The sequence below is a fragment of the Streptomyces coryli genome (assembly GCF_011044975.1).
Taxonomy (GTDB): domain Bacteria; phylum Actinomycetota; class Actinomycetes; order Streptomycetales; family Streptomycetaceae; genus Streptomyces; species Streptomyces coryli.
On the sequence record NZ_JAAKZV010000063.1, the window covers coordinates 1 to 21,946 of the forward strand.

Consider the following 21,946-nt stretch of genomic DNA (forward strand, 5'->3'; position numbering starts at 1 on the left):
CCCCGCCATAAACCCCGCATCCGCCACCAGCGTCTTGACCAACCGCCCAGCCGCCCACTCCTCCGCCACCCCCGGATCCGCGAGCACCGCATGCAGCGTGGACTCCACCTCCTGCTGCACCGCCTCCCCCACCGGATTCCCGGCCTCCGCCGCCAGCCGCCGCGCGGCACGCGCGAGTTCGCCGACGAGTGCCCCCCGCCGGCGCGACAGCTCGCGCAGCTGGTCGCCGGCGAGTGCTGCCTGCGCGTCGCGGAGGCCCTCGCCCAGCCGGAGCAGGGTGTCGACCTGGGCGGGTTGCGAGCGGACGAGGAGGTTGCTCGCCCAAGCGGCGAGTGTAGGGCGGCGTAGCGCGGCGAGCTGTTTCGCGAGCGCCGGGTCCTTCGCCTTGCGGGCGGCCGCGACGTGCCGGTCGCGCGCCGCGGTGAACTCGGACGGGGGCAGCCCGTACAACTCTTCTGCGATGCTCTCCAGATCCACCCCACCACGGTATGTCCGTTACGCCCCAGTGCGCCGACGGCACGGCGGGCTTTGATGTCGGCGCCATTGCAGGGTCATGTCGGTCCCGGGGAAATCCTTGACCGTAATTCCGGCGCGGCCGCATGCTCCTGGATATGAGCGCGCTGACGCCTCCCTTTTCCGCGTGTCCGGTCACCGCATAATTCCCCCTCTCCTCCGCATTGCCGCATTACCCATTCCGCACCCTAGAAGGGATTCCCCATGCCCGCCCTCACCGTAGAAAAGGTCGGCGGCCGCATCGGCGCCATCGTCTCCGGCATCCGCCTCGGCGGCGGACTCGACGCCGCCGACGTCGCCGCGATCCGCGCCGCCGCGCACGAGCACAAGGTCATCTTCTTCCGCGACCAGCACCACCTCGACGCCGAGAGCCACGAGGCCTTCGGCCGCCTGCTCGGCGATCTCGTCGCGCACCCCACCGTGCCGTCCGTGGACGGGCGTTACGCGCTCGGCATCGACAACGAGCACGGCGGGCGCGCCAATCAGTGGCATACGGACGTCACCTTCGTCCCGGCCTACCCGGCCTTCTCCATCCTCCGCGCCGAGGTCATCCCGCCGTACGGGGGCAACACCCTCTGGTCCAACACGGCCGCCGCCTACCAGGAGCTCCCGGAGCCGCTGCGCGTGCTCGCGGACAGCCTGCGCGGGGTGCACACCAACGACTACGACTACGCCGCCGTCCGCCCCAACGCACCGTCCGCCGCGCTCGAGCAGCACCGCAAGGTGTTCACCGCCGTCACCTTCAAAACCGAGCACCCCGTCGTCCGGGTCCACCCCGAGACCGGCGAACGCACCCTGATCCTCGGCAACTTCCTGCAGAAGCTGGCCGGCTTCAACGCCCCCGACTCCCGCGCCCTCATCGGCATCCTGCAGTCGCACGTGGAGCGCCCGGAGATCACCGTCCGCTGGCAATGGCGCGCCGGCGACGTCGCCATCTGGGACAACCGCGCCACCCAGCACTACGGCGTCGACGACTCCGACGCCCACGAGCGCACCCTGCGCCGGGTGACGATCGACGGCGACGTCCCGGTCGGCGTCGACGGGCGGCGCTCGGTGCTGCTGTCCCCCGAGTCGGTTCCGGAGCCGCGATACGGCATCGCGTCCGGGGCCTCCACGGACGGCGAGGTGGCGGAGAAAGCGCGGGAGCGGGCCGCGGCCTGAGTCACACCCCGGAGCCACACCCGCCCGTTGTGCGAGCTATGTCACGTACCGGCCACAGCGCCGCCCGCCCGGGCTACAGTCGATCGGTGCACGTATCACCCGATTCCGGCCCGCCCGGCTGCCCGCTCGTCGACATCACGGCGCGGTTCATGCCGCGGCTGACCGAGTTCGCCTTCGAGCCCGGCCTGGTCGCCGCCGTCGACCAGCACGCCGCCGCCGTACGCGACGCGCTCGTGCCAGGTCCCCGCGCCGAGCTCCGGCGCGAGGACCTGGCTGACTACGTACTCGGCTTTACGGACGTGCTGACCGAGAACGGCTGGCGGGAGCCGGTCGGCTACGACTTCGCCGCCGTCCGGCTCACCGCCGTGTGCTGGCTGGTCCGCGAGCACGACCTGCTCAGCCGCTGAGGCCTGGCACGGCCTCAGCGCAGGGTGTCACCGTCCTCACCCAGCCGCCGCGTCGACGTCGTGCCGGTCTCGTACTCACCGGCCGGCTGCCCGGCCGCCGCGTCCGTACGCCCCGCCTGGTAGGCGGAGGGGCCCGTCGCACCCGAGTCGCCGCTGATCTTCGACGTCTCCCGCTCCGCGGTCTCCAGCCAGCGGTGCCAGCGGTCCCGCATCGGGTGGATCAGGCCGCCGCCGACACCGACGATCGCGATGCCCGCCGCGGTGGCCAGCACCGCGGTCAGCAGCGGACCGGTGATCGAGGTGGCGATCTGCGCCTGGCCCAGGGCCGCGATGACGCCCAGGGAGACGATGAAGGCCCAGGCCACGGTGGCCACGGTCTTGCCGTACGAGGCGCCCGCCAGGGTGTTCTCCAGGATCTCGCGCACCCGCTTCGCGATGGCCATGGTGACCACCACCAGCAGCACCGCGACGACCGCCCGCGGCAGCCAGGCCACGATCGAGCGCAGCAGGTCGCTGACCGGGTTCGGGCCGAAGACGCCGAGCGCCATCTGGAGCGCGATCAGCAGCACGGCGTAGTAGATGATCTTCGAGACCAGGCCGGTGGCGTCGTATTTCGACCCCTCCAGCCACTTCCCCACGCCGCTGCGCTCCGCCATCCGCGAGAAGCCGGTGTGGTGCAGCACGGCCTCCGCGGCGCGGGCGATGACCTTCGCCACGACCCAGCCGATGGCGAGGACGACCAGGAAGCCGAGCAGCTTCGGTACGAAGCTGATCACCCCGGCCATCGCGTCGGTGAAGCCCCGGCCGAAGTCGACCGAGAGGGCTAGATACTGCGTCATGGTGCAGACCTCTCATTCGTCGTGGACCCGGGCCGGACGCCAGGGGCCTCGACTTCCGACGAAACACCTGGGCGGGCAGTGACGCGCCCGCTCGTGGGCCCGCGTGGGCCAATCAGGTGACAGGTGCCGCCCCGCGGTTTGCGCTCCCCCCGTGTGAGACTGGCGCTCGTGCTGATCAGACAAGAGCTCCCCGCCGACATCCCCGCCGTGCGCGCGGTCACCGCCGCCGCCTTCGCCACGAAGGACGGCAGTGAGCCGGTGGAGGCCTGGCTGCTGGACGAGCTGCGGGTGTCCGACGGCTGGCTGCCCGCGCTCTCGCTCGTCGCCGAGGACGCGGACGGCGAGGTCGTCGGCCACGTCGTGTGCACCCGTGGGGATGTCGCGGGCGCCCCGGCCCTCGGCCTCGGGCCCCTCTCCGTACGACCTGGTGACCAGCGCCGCGGCGTCGGCCTCGCCCTGATGCACGCCGTGCTCGGCGCCGCCGACGCGCTCGGCGAGCCGCTCGTCGTGCTGCTCGGCGACCCGCGCTATTACGGGCGCTACGGCTTCGTCGCGGCCGCCGAGCTCGGCATCGAGGCGCCCGACCCGAACTGGACCAGCGCCTTCCAGGCACGTCCGCTCACCGCGTACGAGCCGGGGCTCAAGGGCCGCTTTGCCTACGCCGAACCCTTCCGCCGACTGTAGGCAGGGGGCTGTTCACCCAGGGTTCAGCCGCGCGATGCCCCGTGTCAGGACCGCGCACTTAGCGTCCACACCGTCCCGAGCCCTGGGAGGGGAAAAAGAGTGCGCAAGAACCTGCCGCTGATCGGCACCAACTCGCACCCCGGTGGACGGTCCGCCATGACGTGCCGTTTCCGTTGCGGCGACGCGTGCTTCCACGAGGTGCCGAACAAGAGCGACAACGAGTACGCCGGCGACATCATCGCGTCCGCCGTATCGCGGCGCGCCATGCTCCGCGCCGGCGCCGCCGCGACCGTGGCCGTCGCGACCGCCGGCACGGTGGCGGCGAGCGCCGCGAACGGCGCCCCGGCCGCCGCCGAACCCACCGCCGCCGGCGGCACCTTCACCGGGAAGGCCGCCCGCGGGCTGCGCTTCGACGCCGTCGCGCCGAACAAGAACGACGCCGTGACCGTCCCCGCCGGGTACGAGCAGAGCGTCGTCATCCGCTGGGGCGAACCGATCCTGCGCGGCGCCCCCGCCTTCGACCCGGACAACCAGTCGGCCAAGGCCCAGGCCGGGCAGTTCGGGTACAACAACGACTTCCTGACGCTGCTGCCGCTGCGCGAGCGCGGGCGCCAGCTGCTGGTGGCGAACCACGAGTACACCGACGAGGTGCTCATGTTCGCCGGTTACGACGAGGCGAACCCGACCCGCGAGCAGGTCGAGATCGCCTGGGCCGCGCACGGCCTGTCGGTCGTCGCGGTCGCCGAGGAGCGTGGCAGCGGCAAGCTCAGCCCCGTACCGCGGCATCACCTCAACCGCCGGATCACCGCCACGACGGAGTTCCGGGTCACCGGCCCGGCCGCGGGCAGCAAGCTGCTGCGCACCACCGCCGACCCGTCCGGCCGCAAGGTGCTGGGCACCCTCAACAACTGCGCCGGCGGCACCACTCCGTGGGGCACGGTGCTCTCCGGCGAGGAGAACTTCAACCAGTACTTCGCCAACGGTGCCAAGGTCACCGACGCCGACACCAAGGCGAAGCTGGCCCGTTACGGCATCGCGGGCGAGGCGAGCGAGCGGCAGTGGGAGAAGTACGACGACCGCTTCGACCTGCTGAAGGAGCCCAACGAGCCGAACCGTTTCGGCTATGTCGTCGAACTCGACCCGTACGACCCGGAGTCGACGCCGCGCAAGCACACCTCGCTCGGCCGCTTCAAGCACGAGGCCGCGCAGCCGCGGCTGACCCGTGACGGGCGGGCCGTGGTCTACATGGGCGACGACGAGCGCTTCGACTACTTCTACAAGTTCGTCAGCAGCAAGAAGATGCGGCGCGGCTCCTCGCGCGCCGACCGCGAGCACAACATGGGGCTGCTGGACGAGGGGACCCTGTACGTCGCCAAGCTCACCGGCGACTCGCCGGCGAGCGAGATCGACGGGACCGGGAAGCACCCGGCCGACGGCGAGTTCGACGGCAGCGGCGAGTGGATCGCGCTGGCCAGCGGCGACAAGTCGTTCGTCCCCGGCTTCACCGCCGAGGAGGTGTACGTCTACACGCGGCTCGCGGCCGACAAGATGGGCGCCACCAAGATGGACCGCCCGGAGGACGTCGAGCCCAGCCCGCGCACCGGCCGCGTCTACGTGGCGCTGACGAACAACACCGACCGCGGCAAGGACGGCAAGGCGAAGGCCGACGAGGCCAACCCGCGCAACGCCAACAAGCACGGCCAGGTGCTGGAGCTGGCCGAGCGCGGCGACGACCCGGCGGGCAAGCGTTTCTCGTGGCGGCTCTTCCTGGTCTGCGGCGACCCGTCGGACCCGGCCACGTACTTCGCGGGCTTCCCGAAGGACAAGGTCAGCCCGATCTCCTGCCCGGACAACGTCACCTTCGACGCGTACGGGAACCTGTGGATCTCGACCGACGGCAATGCGCTCGGCACCCATGACGGGCTGTTCGGCGTCGCGACGTCGGGGTCGCGGGAGGGTGAGCTGAAGCAGTTCCTGACGGTGCCGATCGGGGCGGAGACCTGCGGTCCCGTGGTGCAGGAGGAGCGCGTGCTGGTCGCGGTGCAGCACCCGGGTGAGATCGACGGCGCGAGCGTGGAGAAGCCGGCGTCGACTTGGCCGGACGGGCCGGGGTCGTATGTGCGGCCGGCGGTCGTGAGCGTGTGGCGCAAGGGCGGGGGCGCGATCGGCGTCTGAGCGTGCTGTTGGGGAGCCGCGGTGGTCGCGGCTCCCCTGCGGTGGTGCTTGTGCGGTGGTGCTTGTGCGGTGCTGCTTCTGAGGCGTGCGGGGGCTTTACGCGTCGGCCAGGCTTCCGGTGCGGGCCAGCGCCCGCCGGCCGAGGACCGTGCTCACCAGGCCGAACGCTACGGCCAGCACAGCGCCGACCAAGCCGTTGCCGGTGCCGGGACCGCCGTCGGCGGTGGCCACGACGACCGCGCCGAGGACGATGCTGAACAGCCCGCCTCCCACGGCCATCAGGCCGCCGCTGCGACCCGGCCCGCGCCGGATACGGCCCGCGGCGTGGGCCAGGGTGAGGGCGGCGGCGAAGATGCCGGCGAGGCCCACCAGCCATGCCACGAGGGCGGCGAAGCGGTCGGCGGTCATGCCGTCGACGGAGGCGGCGAGTTCGTATCCGAATGACATGATCTGCTCCCTTTGTGTCTGCTGTCCCTGATGTCATGGGAAGCATGGCCGCCCGGCCCACTCCGGCGCGTCCGCCAAGCGCGGACTCTTTCCGCTGCCACTTGTGCGGCAGCCGACTGCTGCGGCTGCGGCAGGAGTCGCGCGACTACCGCGGCTGCGGTAGCCGACTGGTTATCCACAGGCGGGATTCGCTTCCGGCGCGGCGCGGCTACTGTGCGTGCATGGACAAAGGACTGCTCGGCGTCCCGGCCGCCGTAAGAGACTGGGCGATCGCCCTCGGCGTGGCGGTCTCGCTGCTGGCCGCAGGTCCGGGCGGGCAGCATGATTCGTCTGAACTCGCCCCGCTCGGTTACGTGTTGCTGGCCGTCGGCGGTCTCGCGCTGGTCGCGCGCCGCCGGGCGCCGGTGCCGGTCCTCATCGTCACCGGGCTGTGCGCGATGGGCTATCAGGCGGTCGGCTTCGACGTGCCCGCGGTGGCGTATCTCTTCGGGGTGTACGCGGCCGTGCGCGAGGGCCATCGCGTGCTCACGCTGGTGGCGAGCATCGTCATGCTGGCCGCGCTGCCGCTGGCGATGCTGGCCTCGCTGCAGGATGTCGGGGAGGCGTTCGCGCAGGCGCGGGATGCCCTGGAGATCGCCTGGATCGTGGCGGCGGCGGCCGCGGGCGAGGCGCTGCGGCAGGCGGAGCGGCGGGCCGACGAGGCCGAGCGGACCCGGGAGGAGACCGCCCGGCGGCGGGCCGACGAGGTGCGGCTGCACATAGCCAGGGAGTTGCACGACTCGCTCACCCACCAGATCTCGATCATCAAGGTGCAGTCCGAGGTGGCCGTGCATGTGGCGCGCAAGCGCGGCGAGGAGGTGCCGCAGCCGCTGCTGGCGATCCAGGAGGCGGGCCGCGAGGCCACCCGGGAGCTGCGCGCGACGCTGGAGGCGCTGCGCGGCGACACCACCGCGCCGCCGCACGGCCTCGACGACATAGCGGAGCTGGTGCGGCGGGCCGGCGGCGCGGGCCTGGCGGCGACGCTGACGGCCGAGGGGCCGGAGGGGGCGCGGCAGGACGTACCGGCGGCGGTGGGCAGGACCGCGTACCGGATCGTGCAGGAGTCCCTGACCAACATCGCCCGGCATGCCTCGGCGTCCAGCGCGACGGTCCGTATCGACTACCGCCCCGATTCGCTGTCCATACGCATCGACGACGACGGCGCGGCGGTGCCGGACGCCCCGCCGGTGCCGGGCATCGGGCTGCTCGGCATGCGCGAACGGGTCACCGCGCTCGGCGGCCGGCTGCGCGCGGAGCCGCGGGACCCGCACGGCTTCACGGTCGAGGCCGAACTCCCGGTGGCGCGGGCCTCGGTCGCGGTCGAGCAGGCCGCCGCCCCGGCCGCGCTCCCTCAAGGGCAGCACTCATGATCCGCGTCCTGCTGGTGGACGACCAGCCCCTCATCCGCAGCGGCTTCCGCGCGCTGCTCGATCTGGAGGACGACATCGAGGTGGTGGCGGAGGCCTCCGACGGGCAGGAGGGCCTGGCGCTCGCGAAGGAGCATCTGCCCGACATCGCGCTGATCGACATCCAGATGCCGGTCCTCGACGGCATCGAGACCACCCGCCGGATAGCCGCAGAGCCCGCCCTGGCCGGGGTACACGTCGTCATCCTCACCAACTACGGCTTCGACGAGTACGTCTTCGACGCGCTGCGGGCCGGGGCCGCGGGCTTCCTGGTGAAGGACATCGTGCCGGACGACCTGCTGCACGCCGTGCGGGTGGCCGCCCGCGGCGACGCGCTGCTCGCGCCGTCCATCACCCGCAAGCTGATCCACCAGTACGTCACGCAGCCGCCGCGCACCGCCGACGACGACGCCCGCCTCGAGGAGCTCACCAGCCGTGAGCGCGAGGCGGTGGCGCTGGTGGCGCGCGGCCTGTCCAACGACGAGATCGCGGACCGGATGGTGATCAGTCCGATGACGGCGAAGACCCACGTCAACCGCGCCATGACCAAGCTCCGGGCGCGCGACCGGGCCCAACTCGTGGTGCTCGCCTACGAGTCGGGCCTGGTGACGCCGCGGGAGCGGTGAGCGGGGTCGGGCTCCGGGGTCAGTAGCCGACGGTGAAGCGCCGCCCGCCGGTGAACCGCGGCCGCTCGATCTCGTCGAGCAGCGCGATCGCCGCGTCCTCGGCGCTGATGGACGACCGCCCGTCGGCGTCGACGAGCAGCTCGTCCGTGCCGGTCCGGAAGCGCCCGGTACGCTCCCCGGGCTCGAAGACCGCCGACGGGCTCAGGTAGGTCCAGTCGACCTCGGCACCGGCGGTACGGCACACCTCGTACTGCTCATTGGAGGCCTGCGCGAACTCCCGGTACTGCGGCGGCACGACGCTCGGATCGTCGATGGCGAGCCGCCCACCACTCCCCGGCACGACGAGACTCCCGGCCCCGCCGACCACCGTCAGCCGCACCCCGCTCCCGGCCAGCCCGGCGAGCACGGCCTTCATCACGACCGCCGCATCCTGCTCACGCCCGAACGCCGGCCGGGTCGCCTGCACAACCACGTCCTGCCCAGCAGCCAGCCGCGCCACGTCGCCGGGGTCGGAGGCATCGCCCGTACGAACCCGGACGCCCTCGCCGAGCCCGGCCAACCGGGCCGCATCGCGGCCCACCGCCGTGACCTCGTGCCCGCGGGCCCGGGCCTCGGCGACGATGCGGCTGCCGGACATCCCGGCGGCGCCGATGACTGCGATACGGAGCGGGGTCATGAGGTCCTCCTACGGGGGTTGAGCTGTGCGGCGGCGATGGAGACCATGGCGAGGGTGAAGCCGGTCAGTTGCAGCGGTGTCAGCGCCTCGCCGAGCACCGCCCACCCGAGCAGGGTGGCGACGGCGGGCGACAGCAGCGGCAGGAACGACAGTGCCGCGACCGGCAGCCGCTCCACACCGCGGAACCACATGGCGTACGCGAGCAGCGTGCCCACCCCGCCCAGCCACAGATAGCCGCCGACGGCGGCACCGTCGAGCGCCGGCGGCGCGCCCTCGAAGGCCAGCGCGAGCGGCACCAGGAACAGCCCGCCGGCCGACAACTGCCAGCCGGTGAAGGCCAGCACCCCGACCCCCTCGGGCCGCCCCCACTTCTTGGTGAGCACCACACCGGAGGCCATGGCCGCCGTACCGCCAAGACCGGCGACGATCCCCACCGCGTCGAGCACGAAGTTCCCGCGCAGCACCATCGCCGCCACACCCCCGGCACCCGCTATCGCCCACCCGAGCCGCCACCGGGTCGGCCGCTCCTGCAGCAGCATGAACGCGAGCCCGGCGACGGCCAGCGGCTGCACCGCGCCCAGGGTGGCGGCGACGCCGCCGGGCAGCCGGTACGCGGCGAGGAACAGCAGCGCGTTGAACGCCCCGATGTTGAGCACGCCCAGCACCGCCGCCCGCCCCCACCACCGGCGGCCGCGCGGCAGGACCCGGGTGAACGCCAGCAGGATCAGCCCCGCCGGCAGCGCCCGCAGCACCCCGGAGAACAGCGGCCGGTCCGGTGGCAGCCACTGCGAGGTGACCAGGTAGGTCGTCCCCCAGACCATCGGCGTCAGGGCGGTGACGGCGGTGAGCCCGAGGGTGTGCGGGCCGACGGCGGAGGCGCCCGAAGCCTTCCCCGAAGCCGCGGGACCCGTGGGAGCCGAAGGACCCGGAGCCGTACGCGTCTGCACTGCACTCATGATGTCGCGCCTTCTCTCAACATTGAAATGTTCGACGCTGAGGAGACTACGACTCTGTTAGCTTGGTGTCAAACACTTCAACGCTGAGAGGTTGGGCAGTCATGGCCGAGAGCGCCGAGCACGACAGCGTCGACCGGGTCCTCGCGCAGTGGAACGCCGAGCGCCCCGACATCGACCCCGCCCCCATGGGCGTCATCGGCCGCATCTCCCGCGCCGCGGCCACCTTCGACAAGGCGCTGCGCGACAACTTCGCCAAGTACGGCCTGCAGCGCTGGGAGTTCGACATCATCGGCACCCTGCTGCGCTCGGGCCCGCCCTACCGGCTCACCGCCGGGCAGCTCACCGCCTCGACGATGGTGACCTCCGGCGCCATCACCAACCGCATCGACCGCCTCGTCGACCGCGGCCTGGTCGACCGGGAGACCGACCCGGACAACCGCCGCCAGGTGCTGATCTCGCTCACCGCCGACGGCCGCAAGCTCGCCAATGAGGTGGTCGCGCACCACGCCACGTACGAGGCGGAGCTGCTGAGCCACCTCGACGCGGGCGAGCGCGACCAGCTCGCCGGGCTGCTGCGCAAGCTGCTCACCGGCCTCGGCGACACCACGCCCAAGGACTGACGCCGCGCCCAAGCCCTGACGCCGCGCCCAAGGACCGACGCCGCACCCAAGGACCGACGTCAGCCGAGCAGGGTCTCCACCCGCCCCCGGAACTTCGCCATGTCGAAGGACGGGTCGATCTTCTGGTCGGTCCACTCCTTGTGGCCGATAACCGACTTCTGCGTCCACCCGTGCGCCCGGCAGATCGCCGTGGCCCAGCGGGCGGCGGCGTCCAACTGGGCCTCCGGCCACGGGTCCTCGCCGTCGCCGAGGTTGATCAGCTCGATGCCGTAGAAGCGGACGTTGCCGTCGGTGTCCGAGTCGTTCGGCCGCGGCAGGTCGCGCTCGGCGATGACCGCGCGCAGCACGTCGCCGTCGCCGCGCCCGGCATGGTTGGCGCGGCCGTGGCCGACCATGAACAGCCGGCCGTCCTTGGCGCCCACCGTGTGGCACAGCGGGCCCGGCAGCGTGGAATGCCCCTCGTAGCAGAGCTCGACGGAGGCGTCGGTGCCGGAGGTGACGGTGTGGTGGATCATGACGCCGTTGACCGGCCCCCAATCCCCCTTGTGATTCCGGTTGTGCGTCCGCCACGAACGGAACTCGACGACCTCACAACCCTCGCCCTCGAGCGCGGCCAGCATGCGCGCTGCGGTCAGTGGCTTGGCCATACGGATCCCCCTGGGTCGCTGGAACAGCTGTCGTAAGGGGGAACGAGCGAACACCCGCCCGGTGACGCAGGATTTCGGCCACCGCGGCCACCGCGGCCCTACGCCGCCCACTGATGCGGACTGGCGCCCCGCCACTCGATGAGATGCGGATCGTCGAGCGACATGTCCGCGTCCTCGAGCCCGGCGCGCCGCAGGAACTCCACCAGATCCCGGTCGTCGTGCGCCAGCCCCAGGATCTGCCCGCGCACGGTGACCCGCCGCCCGCCGGAGGGCGACGGCGGATGCACGATGATGGGCGCCTGCCAGGCCATGAGACCAGAGTGCAATGAACGGCCCCGCGCCGCGAGTCGTAGCCACTGAAGCGACTAAACCCGCCGCGCCACCAGCGCCGCCCGCAGGACCGCCAGATCGCTCGCGCTCCCCGCCGAGAGCCCGGTCAGCGCCGCCACCCGCCGCAGCCGGTAATCCACCGTGTTCGGGTGCACGTGCAGCGCCTCCGCCGCCACCCGCCGGTCCTGGCCGCAGCGCACGTACTCCTCCACCGTCGCCAGCAGCTCCGGCCGCCCGTCCAGGGGCTCCAGCAGCGCCGCCAGCTGCGGCAGCGCCGCGCTGGGGCGGGTCAGCTGGTATTCGAGCAGCACGTCCGACAGCCGGTAGAGGCCGGGCGGGCGGCCGGTGCGCCGGGCGAGCGCGACCACCTCGCCGGTACGGGCCACGGCCTCCGGCACCCCGCCGGGCGCGGCCACCTCCGCCGCCGCGTACAGCTCCGCCCCGGCGGCGTCCGCGGCCTGCCGTACCGTCGCGCACAGCTCGGGCCACATCTCCACGGCGCCACTGTCCTGCGGCGGCGCGTCCGGCGGCACCGGCAGCAGCGCCGTACCGCCGCGGGCGTCCAGCGCGGTGAGCGCCGGCTCGCCCGCGTACGCGTTCAGCACCTCCCGTACCCGCCGCAGCTTGCGCCGGGCCGCGATGGCGGCGCGCGGCCCGGTGCCGTCCTCGTCCGGGTGCGGGCCGAGGGCCAGGGCCAGCACGGCGTACGCGGCCGCCGGGCGCATGCCGAAACCCGCGGGCCGGCCGCCCGGCGGAATCTCACCCGCGAGCAGCGCCGCCAGCAGCGCGTGCCGCCCGCCGTGGTCCTCGGCGTCCAGCACCTGCCGGGCGTCCAGGTACGCCCCGCTCACCGCCGAGGTCAGCCGCCGCTGCAGGTCGAGGGTGAGCGCGAACAGCTCCTGCAGATCGGTCAGATCACCGGGCCCCGCGCCCTCGGCGATGACCTCCCACGCCATCGCCGCACCCAAGTGATACGCCGTCAGGATCGAATCCAGCGGCACGCCCTCCTCGGCGCGCTGCCCCGCCGACTCGCGCTGCCGCTCCAGCTCGGCGTCATCCGGCGGCCTGCGCCGCTCGATCACATCGGCGAAGAGCCGCAGCGTGCGCTGCACGATGTCGGCGATGTCGCCGTCGAGTTCCTCGCCCGGCAGTTGCGCGTACACCGGGAGCTCGGTGCGCAGCCGCGTGGTGACGCGCCGCGAGAGCGCCGGCACCCCCGCGCGCAGGCGTGGGCCCACGGGCCGGCCGGCAACGCGCAGGGGGGCTTTGTCACGCGTCACAACCACCCCCGGAGAAGTCTGCGTTACCGACCAGTTAAACAGCTCCCGTTCCCTCTGCATCATGTCCGCGACAACATTCCCGAGCCACCCGGGAGCCGCCGTGCAGACTTCAGACCGCCTCCGCCGCGCCGCCACCGCTTTGGGCGCCGCCGCCCTCGCCGCAGCCACCCTCCTCACCCTGTCCGCCGCCCCGGCCCACGCCGCGGACGACGCGGCGGCCGGCGAGGTGTACGTGGCCCTCGGTGACTCCATGGCCTCGGGCCCGCTGATCCCCACCCCCACGGGCCCGCTCGCCTGCGGCCGCTCCACCCACAACTACCCGCACACCCTGGCCGCCCGCCTCAATGTGGCGACCTTCCGCGACGTCACCTGCAGCGGCGCCGACACCACCGACATGACCAACCCGCAGAAGCTCTCCCTCGGCGGCGTCGCCGCGGGCGAGGCGCCACCGCAGTTCAACGCGCTGACGGCCGACACCACCCTGGTCACGCTCACCATCGGCGGCAACGACGTCGGCCTCGTCGGCGTCGCCCAGGACTGCATGACGGTCAACCCGTTCGCCACCCCGTGCAAGGGCGAGTTCGCCGCCGAGGTGCAGCGCAAGACCGCCGAGCTGGGCCCGAAGCTCGCCGCCGTCCTCGACGGCATCCACGCCCGCGCGCCCAAGGCGCGGGTGCTGGTGACCGGTTACGGCGCCTACATCAAGCCCGGCGGCTGCTTCCCGCTGCAGCCGGTGCTCAACTCCGACGCCGACTTCCTGCAGGGCAGCGTGGACGCGATGAGCGCGGTGATCGCCCAGCAGGCGAAGGCGCACAACGCGAGCTACGTGGACGTGAAGACCCCGAGTGCGGGCCACGACGCCTGCGCGGCGCCGGACAAGCGCTGGCTGGAGGGCTACGTACCGACGTCACTGGCCGCGCCGCTGCACCCGAACCGCCGGGGCGAGGAGGCGTACGCGGGGATCATCGCCGGACAGCTGGGGTAACTCCCTCATCCGTTCGGCCCAGCGCGCGGACCCGCGGAACGTATCTCCGACCGCCGGTCCGCGCCCGATTCTCCTCGCGTGCCCCCGCGCTCCGGCCATCCTGCTGACGCGCGTGTGCGAATGAAGCCGCGGGGCTATTGAACCTCCATGCACCACAGCAACGGCGAACGCACCCCCGAGGAGAGCGGGACCACGGCGACCCCGCACGGCCTGCTGCGCAGAATGGGCGAGCAACTGGCAGGCCTCACCGACACCGTGGACGACCTCACCCGGCTGCTCGCCGACGACGACCACCCGGCCGTCCCCGCGCAGCGGGCAACACCCGATGCGGGCGCCGCCCCGTCCCTCCTCGACCGGCTCACCGCCCGCGAGAGCGAGGTGGCGGAGCTGCTGTCCGCCGGCCTCACCAACCGCCGGATCGCCCGCACCCTGTCCATCTCCGAGCCCACGGTGAAGAACCACCTGCACGCCATCTACCTCAAGCTCGGCGTGACCGACCGCGGCCGCGCCATCTCCGTGCTGCTCGGCGGCCCTTCCGGTACGGGCCTGGGCTGCTGCTCGTGCCGCGCCCCCGACGAACCGCGCGGCTAGCTCGGCTCGGCTCCGTTCAGCTCCGCCAGCAGCGCCACCGCGGGCCGGTCCGCGTCCAGCCAGTCGACGTCCTCGTAGCGCCCGGGCGCCAGCCACCGCAGCTCGTCGTGGTCGAGCAGCGGCCGCGGGGTACCGGACAGCAGCTCCGCGGTCCAGACGTGCAGCACGTAACCGGGCCGGTCGAGCCGCCAGGCGCCGGGCAGCCGTCGCACCGCCCGCGTCCGCACGCCGAGTTCCTCGCGCAGCTCGCGCTCCAGCGCCTGCGCGCCCGTCTCGCCCGGCTCGACCTTGCCGCCGGGCAGCTCCCAGCGCCCGGCCAGCTCGGGCGGCGCGCTGCGGCGGGCGGCCAGCAGCCGCCCGCCGTCGAAGACGGCACCGCCGACCACGATCTGTTCCGTAACAGCCATGGCCGGCAGCCTAGATCAGCGGACCGACTAGCCCTGCCGCCGCCACCGGCCGGTGATGGCGACCATGATCCCCGGATCCTGGATGTTCGCGAACAGCGTCTTCCCATCCGGGGAGAAGACGACGCCGGTGAACTCGCTGTACTCCGGCTCGGCTTCGGTCCCGATGTTCAGGTCGTTGCGGGCGATCGGGTATGTACGCCCGTCGTCCGTCGCACCGAAGAGGTGCTGGATGCCGTCGCCGTCCTCGGCGATCAGCAGCCCGCCGTACGGCGACACGGTGATGTTGTCCGGGCCGTCGAAGGCGCCGTCCTTCGACGGGTCGGCGTTGACCTCGAGCCGCACCTTCAGGGTGAGGGTGCGGCGGGACGGGCTGTAGAACCAGACCTGGCCGTCGTGCGGGACCGGGCTGTCCTCGTCACGGGCGTAGGAGGTGACGAGGTACGCGCCGCCGTCGCCCCACCACATGCCCTCCAGCTTCCGGGCCCGGGTGACCTCGCCGGCGTCGAACTGCTCGCGGACCGAGGTCTCGCGCGCGTCCCGGTCGGGGACGTCGACCCAGTCGACGCCGTAGACGATGCCGGTCTTGGTGGCCCGGGACAGGTCGTCGACGAACTTGCCGCCGGAGTCGAAGCACTTGGGCGCCTGCAATGTGCCCGCGTCGTCGGCGAGCTTCGCCAGCTTGCCGCGGCCGTGCTCGAAGCCCTTCGGCGGGGTCCAGCGGTAGAAGAGGCCGTTGGGCTCGTCGGCGTCTTCCGTCAGATACGCGTGGCCGCGCCTGGGGTCGATGACGACGGCCTCGTGGGCGTAGCGGCCGAAGGCCTTGATCGGCTTCGGGTCCTGGTTGGCGCGGGCGTCGTGCGGGTCGACCTCGAAGACGTAGCCGTGGTCCTTGGTCATCCCCTCCTCGCCGGCCTTGGCCTCGGTCTCCTCGCAGGTCAGCCAGGTACCCCAAGGGGTCGAGCCGCCCGCGCAGTTGGTGGCGGTGCCGGCGATGCCGACCCACTCGGCGACCGGCTCGCCCTGCTTGGACACCTCGACGACGGTGCAGCCGCCGGCCGCGGCCGGGTCGTAGACGAGGCCCTTGACGTGCGGGACCGGGGCCTTGGCCTCGGACAGCGGGTCGCCGATCTCGTGGTTGTTGACCAGGAGGGTGGATCCGCGGGAGCCGGCGAAGGTGGCGGTTCCGTCGTGGTTGGACGGCGTGGTCTCGCCGGTCTCGAGCTTGGTGGTGCCCGTCCGGGTGATGATGCGGTAGCTGAACCCGGCCGGCAGGGCGAGGATGCCGTCGGGGTCGGGCTGCAGCGGGCCGTAGCCGAGCGCGGTGCCGCCCTGGCCGTCCGCGCCGTTCGCGCCGTCCGTGGCGTCATCGCCGGACGCGTCGGAGCCGGACTCGCCGCCGAGGGCGCCGGGGGCCGTGGCCAGGACGCCGACCGTGCCGACGAGGGCGACGCCCGCTCCCGTATAGGCCGAGCGCTCCACAAATTTTCTCCGGGAAATCGACATGCGGCACACGCTCCCGCTCGCGGGGAAACGCCAGTTGAACGGGGTGCGACATCACGGCGGGCCTTTACGCGCAGGTACGAATCTTGCACAAACAAGGTCAACAGGCGATCAAATCGGCCAAAAGCAAGATTTACCGCAGAACACCTTGACCGGCCCGCAACCCCGCAATAGACAGTTACCTACCTGCATCACCCATGGAGAAGGCGCCGCCCGCAAGCGCCGCGCGAATGTGGCCACCCGCGCGGACCGCGGCCCGCAGCCGACTCCCCCACGTCGGCCCCGGACCAGGGCCGGACGTATTGAACACACTTCGTGAACGTGGTCCCGCGCGGCCGCGCAATTGCCCATGCCGTGCGTGACCTGCGATTCAGGGAAGAGGTGGTCTGGCGTGAGCCAGCCCGAGATGATGCGAGGACCCACCGGCGGCCAGGTACCGGACACCGCCCGCCAGCAAGCACTCTCCGACTTCCTGCGCCCGCAGAACCCGATGTCGAATGTCGTCGGCTTCGGCCACGGCGTGAAATGGACCGACGGGCAGCCCACCGGCGAGGAAGCGGTGCTCGTCTTCGTGACCCAGAAGGTCCCGGAGTCGATGCTTCCCGAACGCGACGTCGTGCCCCGCCAGATGGACGACGGCACCCCCACGGACGTCGTCGCCGTCGGCCACGTCTCCGCGCAGCGCCAGCGCTCACAGCAGCGGATTCCGGGCCAGCGGGCCCAGGAATCCCAGCAGGGACAGGCGGAGGGCTCGATGGCCGAGCAGCTCGCGCCGCCGCTGCTGGAGGAGATGCCGGGGCTGCAGCAGGCCGGACCGCAGCTGCTGACCCGCAAGCTGCGCCCGTGCCCCTCCGGCTTCTCGGTCGGGAACGTACGGATCACGGCCGGCACCCTCGGCTCGGTGGTCTACGACTTCCTGCCGGGCGCCACCACCGACCCGCCGGCCCCCGGGATCGGCGTGCCGGGCAAGTACTACATCCTCAGCAACAACCACGTGCTCGCCGACTCCAACCGGGCCGGCATCGGCAGCCCCATCGTGCAGCCGGGGCCGTTCGACGGCGGCGTGGACCCGCAGGACCGGATCGCGATCCTGGACCGGTTCGTGACCATCCAGTTCGCCCCGCAGATCCCGCTGGAGCGGCACAACAACGTCGTCGACGCGGCGCTGGGCACGGTGTCCTTCCAGGACGCCACCCGCGACCAGTACTTCAGCGGCCCGCCGCGCGCCTGGCGGCGCAAGGCGAATGTGGCCGTCGGCGACCTGGTGAAGAAGACCGGCAGGACCACGAACCTGACCATGGGCCGGATCATCGCGGTCGACGCCACCATCGACGTCAACTACGGGACCGCCGGCACGGCGCGCTTCCGCGACCAGATCCTCACCACGAACATCTCGGCCGGCGGCGACTCCGGCTCGCTGGTGACCTCGTTCGACAACGTGGCGCTCGGCCTGCTCTTCGCCGGTTCCTCGGTCGTGACGGTGTGCAACCACCTGGAGAACGTGCGGTCGCTGCTGCGCGTCGAGATCTCCGAGCAACTGGCCTGACCCGAAGGGGGATATCCACCATGACGCAGGCCGCACAGCGGAAGAAGGGTCAGGCGCGCGGCGCCGAGCACCGCTTCTACAACCCGCAGGGACAGGAGGTGAAGACCCGCGACGAGGCCTTCGCCGCCCCGCGCGAGACCGACACCGAGGCCCTCGCCACCGAAGCGAAGCTGACCCTGCACAACGGGGCCGTCACCTTCGCGATCACCCTCAAGTACAACCCGAACACCTACCCGCACGTGATCACCGGAGGGCAGATCACCTCCGGCATCTGCGGCGCCCCCTGGGACATCACGGGCGGCACCCTCGGCGAGCAGCTCCGCCTCGACGCCAAGCGCGCCGGACAGGGCTCGTGCGCCAGCAGGATCACGGTGGTCGGCGAGTTCCAGAACCCGCCGGCGTATCGCGGCACGTACGGCTTCGACGGCTCCACGTCGTCGTTCAAGCACACGACGCGGTACGAGTGCTGAGCTGACCCACGCAGGTCAGAGCGGGCGGTCCGGCTGGACAAGCCGGGCCGTCCGCGCGCGGTTTCCTGGCGTCAGCGCGACCGCGCCTTGAAGGCCGCCTTCCTGGCCTCCTTCGCCACCTGCCGGTCCGGGTGCAGCCGCCCCATCGCCTCCAGCACCTCAGGCGTCGACGGGTGGTCCGTACGCCAGATCGTGTCGAAGAAGCCGGCGTTCTGCCCGACCAGCCCCTCGACGAGGTCGCGGAGCTCCGCCGAGTCGTCGTACGGGCCGCCGAGCTGCGCGGCGATGGTGTCGACGGTCAGCCAGTAGACCGTGTCCTCCGCGGGCGCCGGCACGTCCGCGGCGCCGCGCTCGGTGAGCCAGACCCGGGCCAGGCCGCCGAGGTGGTGGTCGTCGAGCACCTCGCGGAGCGCTGGCTCGGCGGCCGGGCCGAGCATGGAGAGCGTCTGCTGGGCGGCCAGCCGGCGCCGCGGCCCGCGGCCGTCGTCGCCGCGCGCGGCCGCGAGCAGGTCGCGCGCCGCCTCGGCCTCGTCGCGGTCCGCCAGCCACAGCGTCGCCTCGCTGCGGGCCGCCGCGTCCGCGTACTCGGGCAGCGCCTCCAGCAGCGCGTCCGCACCCTTGTCGGCCAGGTCGCCGACGAGCGGCGCGTCCACGCCGTCGTCGATCATCCGCTCGCGGAGCCCGTAGACCCCGAGCGGCGTCAGCCGCACCACCCCGTACCGGCTGACGTCCTCGTCCTCGTCGGACGCCACCTCGGCAGGCCCGTTGTCGTCGACCGCCGCGATCAGCGCCTCGTCCACCGGCCGGTACGCCACCATGCCGGTCTGCTCCAGCAGCCGGAACTGGTCGTCGAGGCGCATCATCGCCTCGGACACCTCCTGCAGCACCTCGTCGGTCGGCTCGTCCATGTCCTCCGGTACGACCATGGACGCCGCGAGCGCGGGCAGCGGCACCGCGCCGTCGCCGTCCTCCATGGCGGTGAGGAAGTAGAGGTTGGCGAGGACCCCGTCGAGGAAGTCCGCGTCGGCGTCCGGGTCCCAGTCGAGCTCGTCGAGGTCCAGCTCGCCGTCCTCGCCGAGCTGCTCGACGAGGCCGCTGAGGTCGGGTGCGGCCGCGTCGGAGAGCACCGACTCGCAGGCCGTCAGCCACAGCCCGAGGATGTCCTGCGGCGAGCCCTTGCCGACGAGCGCGAGCTCCTCGCCGTGGGTGACGGTGCCCGCGGAGTCGGCGTCCTCGTCCCCCTCCGCGGACTCATCGGTCTGCTCGACCTCCACCAGGCCCGTATCGACGGCGATCCGCCACGCGTCGTCGGCGTGCGCCAGATCCTCCTCGCTCTCGCCGAGGCCGAGCTGCTTCGCCGCCGCCCGCAGGTCGTCGTCGAGCAGCTCGCCGCCGGCGCCGACCCGGGTCTGCGGCCCCGACCACCGCGCCAGCACCACGGCGTGGGCGAACAGCGGCGCGGACAGCGCCGCTCGCGCGAGCTCCGCCTCGTCGGGCAGCTGCACCGGCGGAAGGGAGGGGGACTGAGCGGGCATCACGGCTCCATCGGACCTGGACGAATCGGGCGCTGCCCAAGCGTAGCCGTACGCGCGGGACCCGGGCTCCCCCGCCGGGTCCCGCGCGTACCCCCGCTCACCCTGGGGTCATGAACCGGCCCCCGGGAGCACCGGCTTGATCCGGAACAGCTGGTCGCCGGACTGGCCGACCAGGTGACTGCCGTCGAACATCAACTCCGGCGCGACGCCCTCCTGTATGGGCACCTCCCCCAGATCCACCGTGGCCTTCCAGCGCACCGCACCGCTGCCCAGGTCGAGGCCCACCAACTGCCCGGCGGGGCTCATGAGGTACGCCACCCGGTGCTCGAGGTCGACCACCGGCGGGGAGACCAGCTCGCTCATCTTCGGCGAGCCGGCGGGGGCGGCCTCCATGCGCAGCTCCAGTCCGTGCTGCCGGGTCCACAGCCGCTTGCCGTCCGCGGCCCGGTATGCGGATACCGAGCTGTTGCCCTGCGCCAGGATGACGCCGTCCGCGACCACGTACCCCGGGAAGCCCTTGACCGGGTGGCGCGACACCTTGCCCGAGCTCGTATCGACGCGGACCAGGTCGATGGAGCCCTTGCCGCTCATGTCCTTCTTCGTGAAGGACTCCCGGCCGCCGCCCGGCGCGGCGAGCAGCACCGCATCGCCGTCGGTGCCGAGATACGCCGTATTCGCCCGGACCGTCGCCACCGTCTGCGGCCGGCCGGTGTCCGGATCCAGCCGTACGAGCGAGCTCTCCTTGGCGGCGCCCTTGCCGGCCGGCGAGCACGGCAGATACGGCACGCCCGCGATCACGGCGCGATCGCAGTCGGCGTTCTTCCACCGGTGCTGCCACAGCTCCTTGCCCGACTTCGCGTCCAGCGCCTTGACGCTCCGGAAGCTCGGGGAGTTCGCGAGCACCTTGTCGCCGAAGAGCATGGCGGCGATGCGGTCGCGGTGCGAGTCGGCCATCTCGTGCCGCCACAGCTCGCGATGGCTGCCGGTGTCCAGCGCGACCAGGTCGGTGCCGGTGTCGGACGTGCGCGGCGCGTGTTCGGCGAAGGTGTACAGCACCCCGTCGCGTACCCCCGGCAGCACCGCGGCGGGCGAAGCACCGGTGGCGTCGCCCTTGGACTTCCGGGTCCATTCGACCTTTCCGGTACGGGCGTCCACGCCGACGGCGTCGTACCGCGGCCCCTGGCAGTACACGGCACCGGACCCGAGCGTGCACGCGTCCCACGCCTTGCCGGGCAGCGTGGCCCGCCACGCGAGCTTGCTCTTCTGGCTCGGCGGCCCGGCCGGCCGCGCCTCACCCCCGCCCGGGCCGTTGGCGAAGACGGTGCCGACGCAGATGCCGGCGAGGCCGAGGGCGGTGCCCAGCGCCCGGGCCGCGTTCCGCCGCCGGCGGCGCCGCATGACGCGGTCGGCGACTCCCACGGGCCCCGAAGGACCCTCGGGGTGCCAGTCCTTCAGGGCCTCGCGGACGGCGCGGTCCAGCTGGTCGGTGGTCATGCGCGGGCTCCCTTCGGGGCGTTGCCGAGTGGTGCGGTGATTGCGTCGGCCGCCGGACCGCCGCCGAGCTCGGGCGCCTGCGCCCGCAGCCGGGCGAGCGACCGGTGGGTGGTGCTGCGTACGGTGCCGATCGAGCAGCCCAGCACGGCCGCCACCTCGCTCTCCGACAGATCCTCGAAATAGCGCAGCACCAGCACCGTGCGCTGCCGCGCGGTGAGCCGGGCCAGCGCCTGCCGGACGGTGATCCGCAGGTCGGCGGCGCCGGTGCCGTCGGCGACGCCGGCGTCCCTGGGCGGCGCGGCGAACGTCGGCTCGCGGTGCGGCCGGCGCAGCCGCCAGCGGCTGATCTGCTGCCGGTACATCACCTTGCGTACATACGCCTCCGGGTTCTCCACGTGCCGCCAGCGGCCGAGCGCCTTCATGAGCGCGCTCTGCACCAGGTCCTCCGCCTCGTGCCGGTCGCCGCCGGTGAGCAGGTTCGCCAGCCGCAGCAGCGCGGACCACCGGGCGTCGACGAACTCCCGGAAACTCTCGTTGTCCTGTGGGTCCATGGGGCCCTCCCCTTCCCTCACGCCGTCAAAGACGTGCGGGGTCCCCGCCATCTATGCCTGC

At 72.6% G+C, this 21,946-nt stretch carries 22 protein-coding genes and 2 pseudogenes; 11 read left to right on the forward strand and 13 right to left on the reverse strand.

Annotated features, from left to right (window positions below; all coding sequences use genetic code 11):
- Positions 1–477, reverse strand: a pseudogene (locus G5C51_RS16325) (hypothetical protein); the annotation flags it as partial.
- A gap of 240 nt (positions 478–717) precedes the next feature.
- Between G5C51_RS16325 and G5C51_RS16330 the strand changes: the two are divergent.
- Together G5C51_RS16330 and G5C51_RS16335 are read left to right on the forward strand one after the other, a co-directional pair.
- On the forward strand, positions 718–1,674 hold the full coding sequence (locus tag G5C51_RS16330) for a TauD/TfdA dioxygenase family protein (RefSeq protein WP_165237903.1): 957 nt from the start codon (positions 718–720) through the stop codon (positions 1,672–1,674).
- 149 nt (positions 1,675–1,823) lie between these two features.
- Positions 1,824–2,081, forward strand: coding sequence for a DUF6401 family natural product biosynthesis protein (locus tag G5C51_RS16335; protein WP_206313926.1), 258 nt, complete (start codon positions 1,824–1,826; stop codon positions 2,079–2,081).
- 14 nt (positions 2,082–2,095) lie between these two features.
- Here the strand turns inward: G5C51_RS16335 and G5C51_RS16340 are convergent, their stop codons facing one another.
- Positions 2,096–2,920 carry a mechanosensitive ion channel family protein gene (locus tag G5C51_RS16340; protein ID WP_165237907.1) on the reverse strand — a complete coding sequence of 275 codons (825 nt, stop codon included), beginning with the start codon at positions 2,918–2,920 and terminating at the stop codon, positions 2,096–2,098.
- 168 nt (positions 2,921–3,088) lie between these two features.
- Between G5C51_RS16340 and G5C51_RS16345 the strand changes: the two genes are divergently transcribed.
- Complete coding sequence (locus tag G5C51_RS16345; RefSeq protein WP_165237909.1) at positions 3,089–3,604, forward strand: GNAT family N-acetyltransferase; 516 nt, start codon at positions 3,089–3,091, stop codon at positions 3,602–3,604.
- A gap of 99 nt (positions 3,605–3,703) precedes the next feature.
- Positions 3,704–5,779 (forward strand): alkaline phosphatase PhoX, encoded by a 2,076-nt coding sequence (locus G5C51_RS16350; RefSeq protein WP_165237911.1) that lies wholly within the window; start codon positions 3,704–3,706, stop codon positions 5,777–5,779.
- Positions 5,780–5,875: 96 nt separating this feature from the next.
- On the opposite strand, the gene G5C51_RS16355 is transcribed toward G5C51_RS16350, so the two are convergent.
- On the reverse strand, positions 5,876–6,226 hold the full coding sequence (locus tag G5C51_RS16355) for a DUF6223 family protein (protein ID WP_165237913.1): 351 nt from the start codon (positions 6,224–6,226) through the stop codon (positions 5,876–5,878).
- A 221-nt stretch (positions 6,227–6,447) separates the two neighbouring features.
- Here G5C51_RS16355 and G5C51_RS16360 point away from each other — a divergent pair, with 221 nt between their 5' ends.
- Together G5C51_RS16360 and G5C51_RS16365 are read left to right on the forward strand one after the other, a co-directional pair.
- Positions 6,448–7,635 carry a sensor histidine kinase gene (locus tag G5C51_RS16360; RefSeq protein WP_165237915.1) on the forward strand — a complete coding sequence of 396 codons (1,188 nt, stop codon included), beginning with the start codon at positions 6,448–6,450 and terminating at the stop codon, positions 7,633–7,635.
- Complete coding sequence (locus tag G5C51_RS16365; RefSeq protein WP_165237917.1) at positions 7,632–8,297, forward strand: response regulator; 666 nt, start codon at positions 7,632–7,634, stop codon at positions 8,295–8,297. Before G5C51_RS16360 ends, G5C51_RS16365 begins: the two co-directional genes overlap by 4 nt.
- 19 nt (positions 8,298–8,316) lie before the next feature.
- On the opposite strand, the gene G5C51_RS16370 is transcribed toward G5C51_RS16365, so the two are convergent.
- Both G5C51_RS16370 and G5C51_RS16375 read right to left on the reverse strand, forming a co-directional pair.
- A complete protein-coding gene (locus G5C51_RS16370; RefSeq protein WP_165237919.1) occupies positions 8,317–8,973 on the reverse strand; it encodes an NAD(P)-dependent oxidoreductase in 657 nt (218 codons plus the stop codon).
- A complete protein-coding gene (locus G5C51_RS16375) occupies positions 8,970–9,929 on the reverse strand; it encodes an EamA family transporter (protein WP_165237921.1) in 960 nt (319 codons plus the stop codon). Before G5C51_RS16375 ends, G5C51_RS16370 begins: the two co-directional genes overlap by 4 nt.
- A 101-nt stretch (positions 9,930–10,030) precedes the next feature.
- Between G5C51_RS16375 and G5C51_RS16380 the strand changes: the two genes are divergently transcribed.
- The gene (locus G5C51_RS16380; protein ID WP_165237923.1) at positions 10,031–10,549 is read left to right on the forward strand and encodes a MarR family winged helix-turn-helix transcriptional regulator; all 519 of its coding nucleotides are present in this window, start codon (positions 10,031–10,033) and stop codon (positions 10,547–10,549) included.
- Positions 10,550–10,611: 62 nt separating this feature from the next.
- On the opposite strand, the pseudogene G5C51_RS16385 reads toward G5C51_RS16380, so the two are convergent.
- The 3 genes and pseudogenes from G5C51_RS16385 to G5C51_RS16395 form a co-directional block, all read right to left on the reverse strand.
- Positions 10,612–11,196 (reverse strand): annotated as a pseudogene (locus tag G5C51_RS16385) (N-acetylmuramoyl-L-alanine amidase); the annotation flags it as partial.
- A gap of 98 nt (positions 11,197–11,294) precedes the next feature.
- On the reverse strand, positions 11,295–11,507 hold the full coding sequence (locus tag G5C51_RS16390; protein ID WP_165237927.1) for a hypothetical protein: 213 nt from the start codon (positions 11,505–11,507) through the stop codon (positions 11,295–11,297).
- 54 nt (positions 11,508–11,561) lie between these two features.
- Positions 11,562–12,806, reverse strand: coding sequence for a PucR family transcriptional regulator (locus G5C51_RS16395; protein WP_338118169.1), 1,245 nt, complete (start codon positions 12,804–12,806; stop codon positions 11,562–11,564).
- A 61-nt stretch (positions 12,807–12,867) separates the two neighbouring features.
- Between G5C51_RS16395 and G5C51_RS16400 the strand changes: the two genes are divergently transcribed.
- Both G5C51_RS16400 and G5C51_RS16405 read left to right on the forward strand, forming a co-directional pair.
- The gene (locus tag G5C51_RS16400) at positions 12,868–13,791 is read left to right on the forward strand and encodes an SGNH/GDSL hydrolase family protein (protein ID WP_165237929.1); all 924 of its coding nucleotides are present in this window, start codon (positions 12,868–12,870) and stop codon (positions 13,789–13,791) included.
- A gap of 147 nt (positions 13,792–13,938) precedes the next feature.
- Positions 13,939–14,382, forward strand: a complete 444-nt coding sequence (locus G5C51_RS16405) for a helix-turn-helix transcriptional regulator (RefSeq protein ID WP_206313924.1) — start codon at positions 13,939–13,941, stop codon at positions 14,380–14,382.
- Here the strand turns inward: G5C51_RS16405 and G5C51_RS16410 are convergent.
- Complete coding sequence (locus tag G5C51_RS16410; protein ID WP_165237931.1) at positions 14,379–14,789, reverse strand: (deoxy)nucleoside triphosphate pyrophosphohydrolase; 411 nt, start codon at positions 14,787–14,789, stop codon at positions 14,379–14,381. The genes G5C51_RS16405 and G5C51_RS16410 overlap by 4 nt on opposite strands.
- 27 nt (positions 14,790–14,816) lie before the next feature.
- Positions 14,817–16,292, reverse strand: coding sequence for an alkaline phosphatase PhoX (locus tag G5C51_RS16415; protein WP_165237933.1), 1,476 nt, complete (start codon positions 16,290–16,292; stop codon positions 14,817–14,819).
- Between the two features lie 388 nt (positions 16,293–16,680).
- On the opposite strand from G5C51_RS16415, the gene G5C51_RS16420 reads away from it, so the two are divergent.
- Entirely contained in the window at positions 16,681–17,835 is a 1,155-nt protein-coding gene (locus tag G5C51_RS16420; RefSeq protein WP_338118171.1) for a chymotrypsin family serine protease, read from the forward strand.
- Between the two features lie 20 nt (positions 17,836–17,855).
- Positions 17,856–18,305, forward strand: coding sequence for a hypothetical protein (locus G5C51_RS16425; protein WP_165237935.1), 450 nt, complete (start codon positions 17,856–17,858; stop codon positions 18,303–18,305).
- A 71-nt stretch (positions 18,306–18,376) separates the two neighbouring features.
- Here G5C51_RS16425 and G5C51_RS16430 read toward each other — a convergent pair whose 3' ends face one another.
- The 3 genes from G5C51_RS16430 to G5C51_RS16440 all read right to left on the reverse strand — a co-directional run bounded on the left by G5C51_RS16430 (position 18,377) and on the right by G5C51_RS16440 (position 21,885).
- Entirely contained in the window at positions 18,377–19,840 is a 1,464-nt protein-coding gene (locus G5C51_RS16430; RefSeq protein ID WP_165237937.1) for a hypothetical protein, read from the reverse strand.
- Between the two features lie 108 nt (positions 19,841–19,948).
- The gene (locus tag G5C51_RS16435; protein WP_165237939.1) at positions 19,949–21,334 is read right to left on the reverse strand and encodes an outer membrane protein assembly factor BamB family protein; all 1,386 of its coding nucleotides are present in this window, start codon (positions 21,332–21,334) and stop codon (positions 19,949–19,951) included.
- Positions 21,331–21,885 carry a SigE family RNA polymerase sigma factor gene (locus tag G5C51_RS16440; protein WP_165237941.1) on the reverse strand — a complete coding sequence of 185 codons (555 nt, stop codon included), beginning with the start codon at positions 21,883–21,885 and terminating at the stop codon, positions 21,331–21,333. Before G5C51_RS16440 ends, G5C51_RS16435 begins: the two co-directional genes overlap by 4 nt.
- Positions 21,886–21,946 lie beyond the last annotated feature (61 nt).

Excerpts from the sequence above, each read along its gene's own strand:
- G5C51_RS16415 (WP_165237933.1), bottom strand. The coding sequence starts at position 16,292 with ATGTCGATTTCCCGGAGAAAATTTGTGGAGCGCTCGGCCTATACGGGA.
- G5C51_RS16355 (WP_165237913.1), bottom strand. The coding sequence starts at position 6,226 with ATGTCATTCGGATACGAACTCGCCGCCTCCGTCGACGGCATGACCGCC.
- G5C51_RS16365 (WP_165237917.1), top strand. The coding sequence starts at position 7,632 with ATGATCCGCGTCCTGCTGGTGGACGACCAGCCCCTCATCCGCAGCGGC.
- G5C51_RS16370 (WP_165237919.1), bottom strand. The coding sequence starts at position 8,973 with ATGACCCCGCTCCGTATCGCAGTCATCGGCGCCGCCGGGATGTCCGGC.
- G5C51_RS16330 (WP_165237903.1), top strand. The coding sequence starts at position 718 with ATGCCCGCCCTCACCGTAGAAAAGGTCGGCGGCCGCATCGGCGCCATC.
- G5C51_RS16440 (WP_165237941.1), bottom strand. The coding sequence starts at position 21,885 with ATGGACCCACAGGACAACGAGAGTTTCCGGGAGTTCGTCGACGCCCGG.
- G5C51_RS16425 (WP_165237935.1), top strand. The coding sequence starts at position 17,856 with ATGACGCAGGCCGCACAGCGGAAGAAGGGTCAGGCGCGCGGCGCCGAG.
- G5C51_RS16410 (WP_165237931.1), bottom strand. The coding sequence starts at position 14,789 with ATGGCTGTTACGGAACAGATCGTGGTCGGCGGTGCCGTCTTCGACGGC.
- G5C51_RS16335 (WP_206313926.1), top strand. The coding sequence starts at position 1,824 with ATGCCGCGGCTGACCGAGTTCGCCTTCGAGCCCGGCCTGGTCGCCGCC.
- G5C51_RS16400 (WP_165237929.1), top strand. The coding sequence starts at position 12,868 with ATGTCCGCGACAACATTCCCGAGCCACCCGGGAGCCGCCGTGCAGACT.
- G5C51_RS16390 (WP_165237927.1), bottom strand. The coding sequence starts at position 11,507 with ATGGCCTGGCAGGCGCCCATCATCGTGCATCCGCCGTCGCCCTCCGGC.
- G5C51_RS16360 (WP_165237915.1), top strand. The coding sequence starts at position 6,448 with ATGGACAAAGGACTGCTCGGCGTCCCGGCCGCCGTAAGAGACTGGGCG.
- G5C51_RS16435 (WP_165237939.1), bottom strand. The coding sequence starts at position 21,334 with ATGACCACCGACCAGCTGGACCGCGCCGTCCGCGAGGCCCTGAAGGAC.
- G5C51_RS16380 (WP_165237923.1), top strand. The coding sequence starts at position 10,031 with ATGGCCGAGAGCGCCGAGCACGACAGCGTCGACCGGGTCCTCGCGCAG.
- G5C51_RS16375 (WP_165237921.1), bottom strand. The coding sequence starts at position 9,929 with ATGAGTGCAGTGCAGACGCGTACGGCTCCGGGTCCTTCGGCTCCCACG.
- G5C51_RS16405 (WP_206313924.1), top strand. The coding sequence starts at position 13,939 with ATGCACCACAGCAACGGCGAACGCACCCCCGAGGAGAGCGGGACCACG.
- G5C51_RS16340 (WP_165237907.1), bottom strand. The coding sequence starts at position 2,920 with ATGACGCAGTATCTAGCCCTCTCGGTCGACTTCGGCCGGGGCTTCACC.
- G5C51_RS16430 (WP_165237937.1), bottom strand. The coding sequence starts at position 19,840 with ATGCCCGCTCAGTCCCCCTCCCTTCCGCCGGTGCAGCTGCCCGACGAG.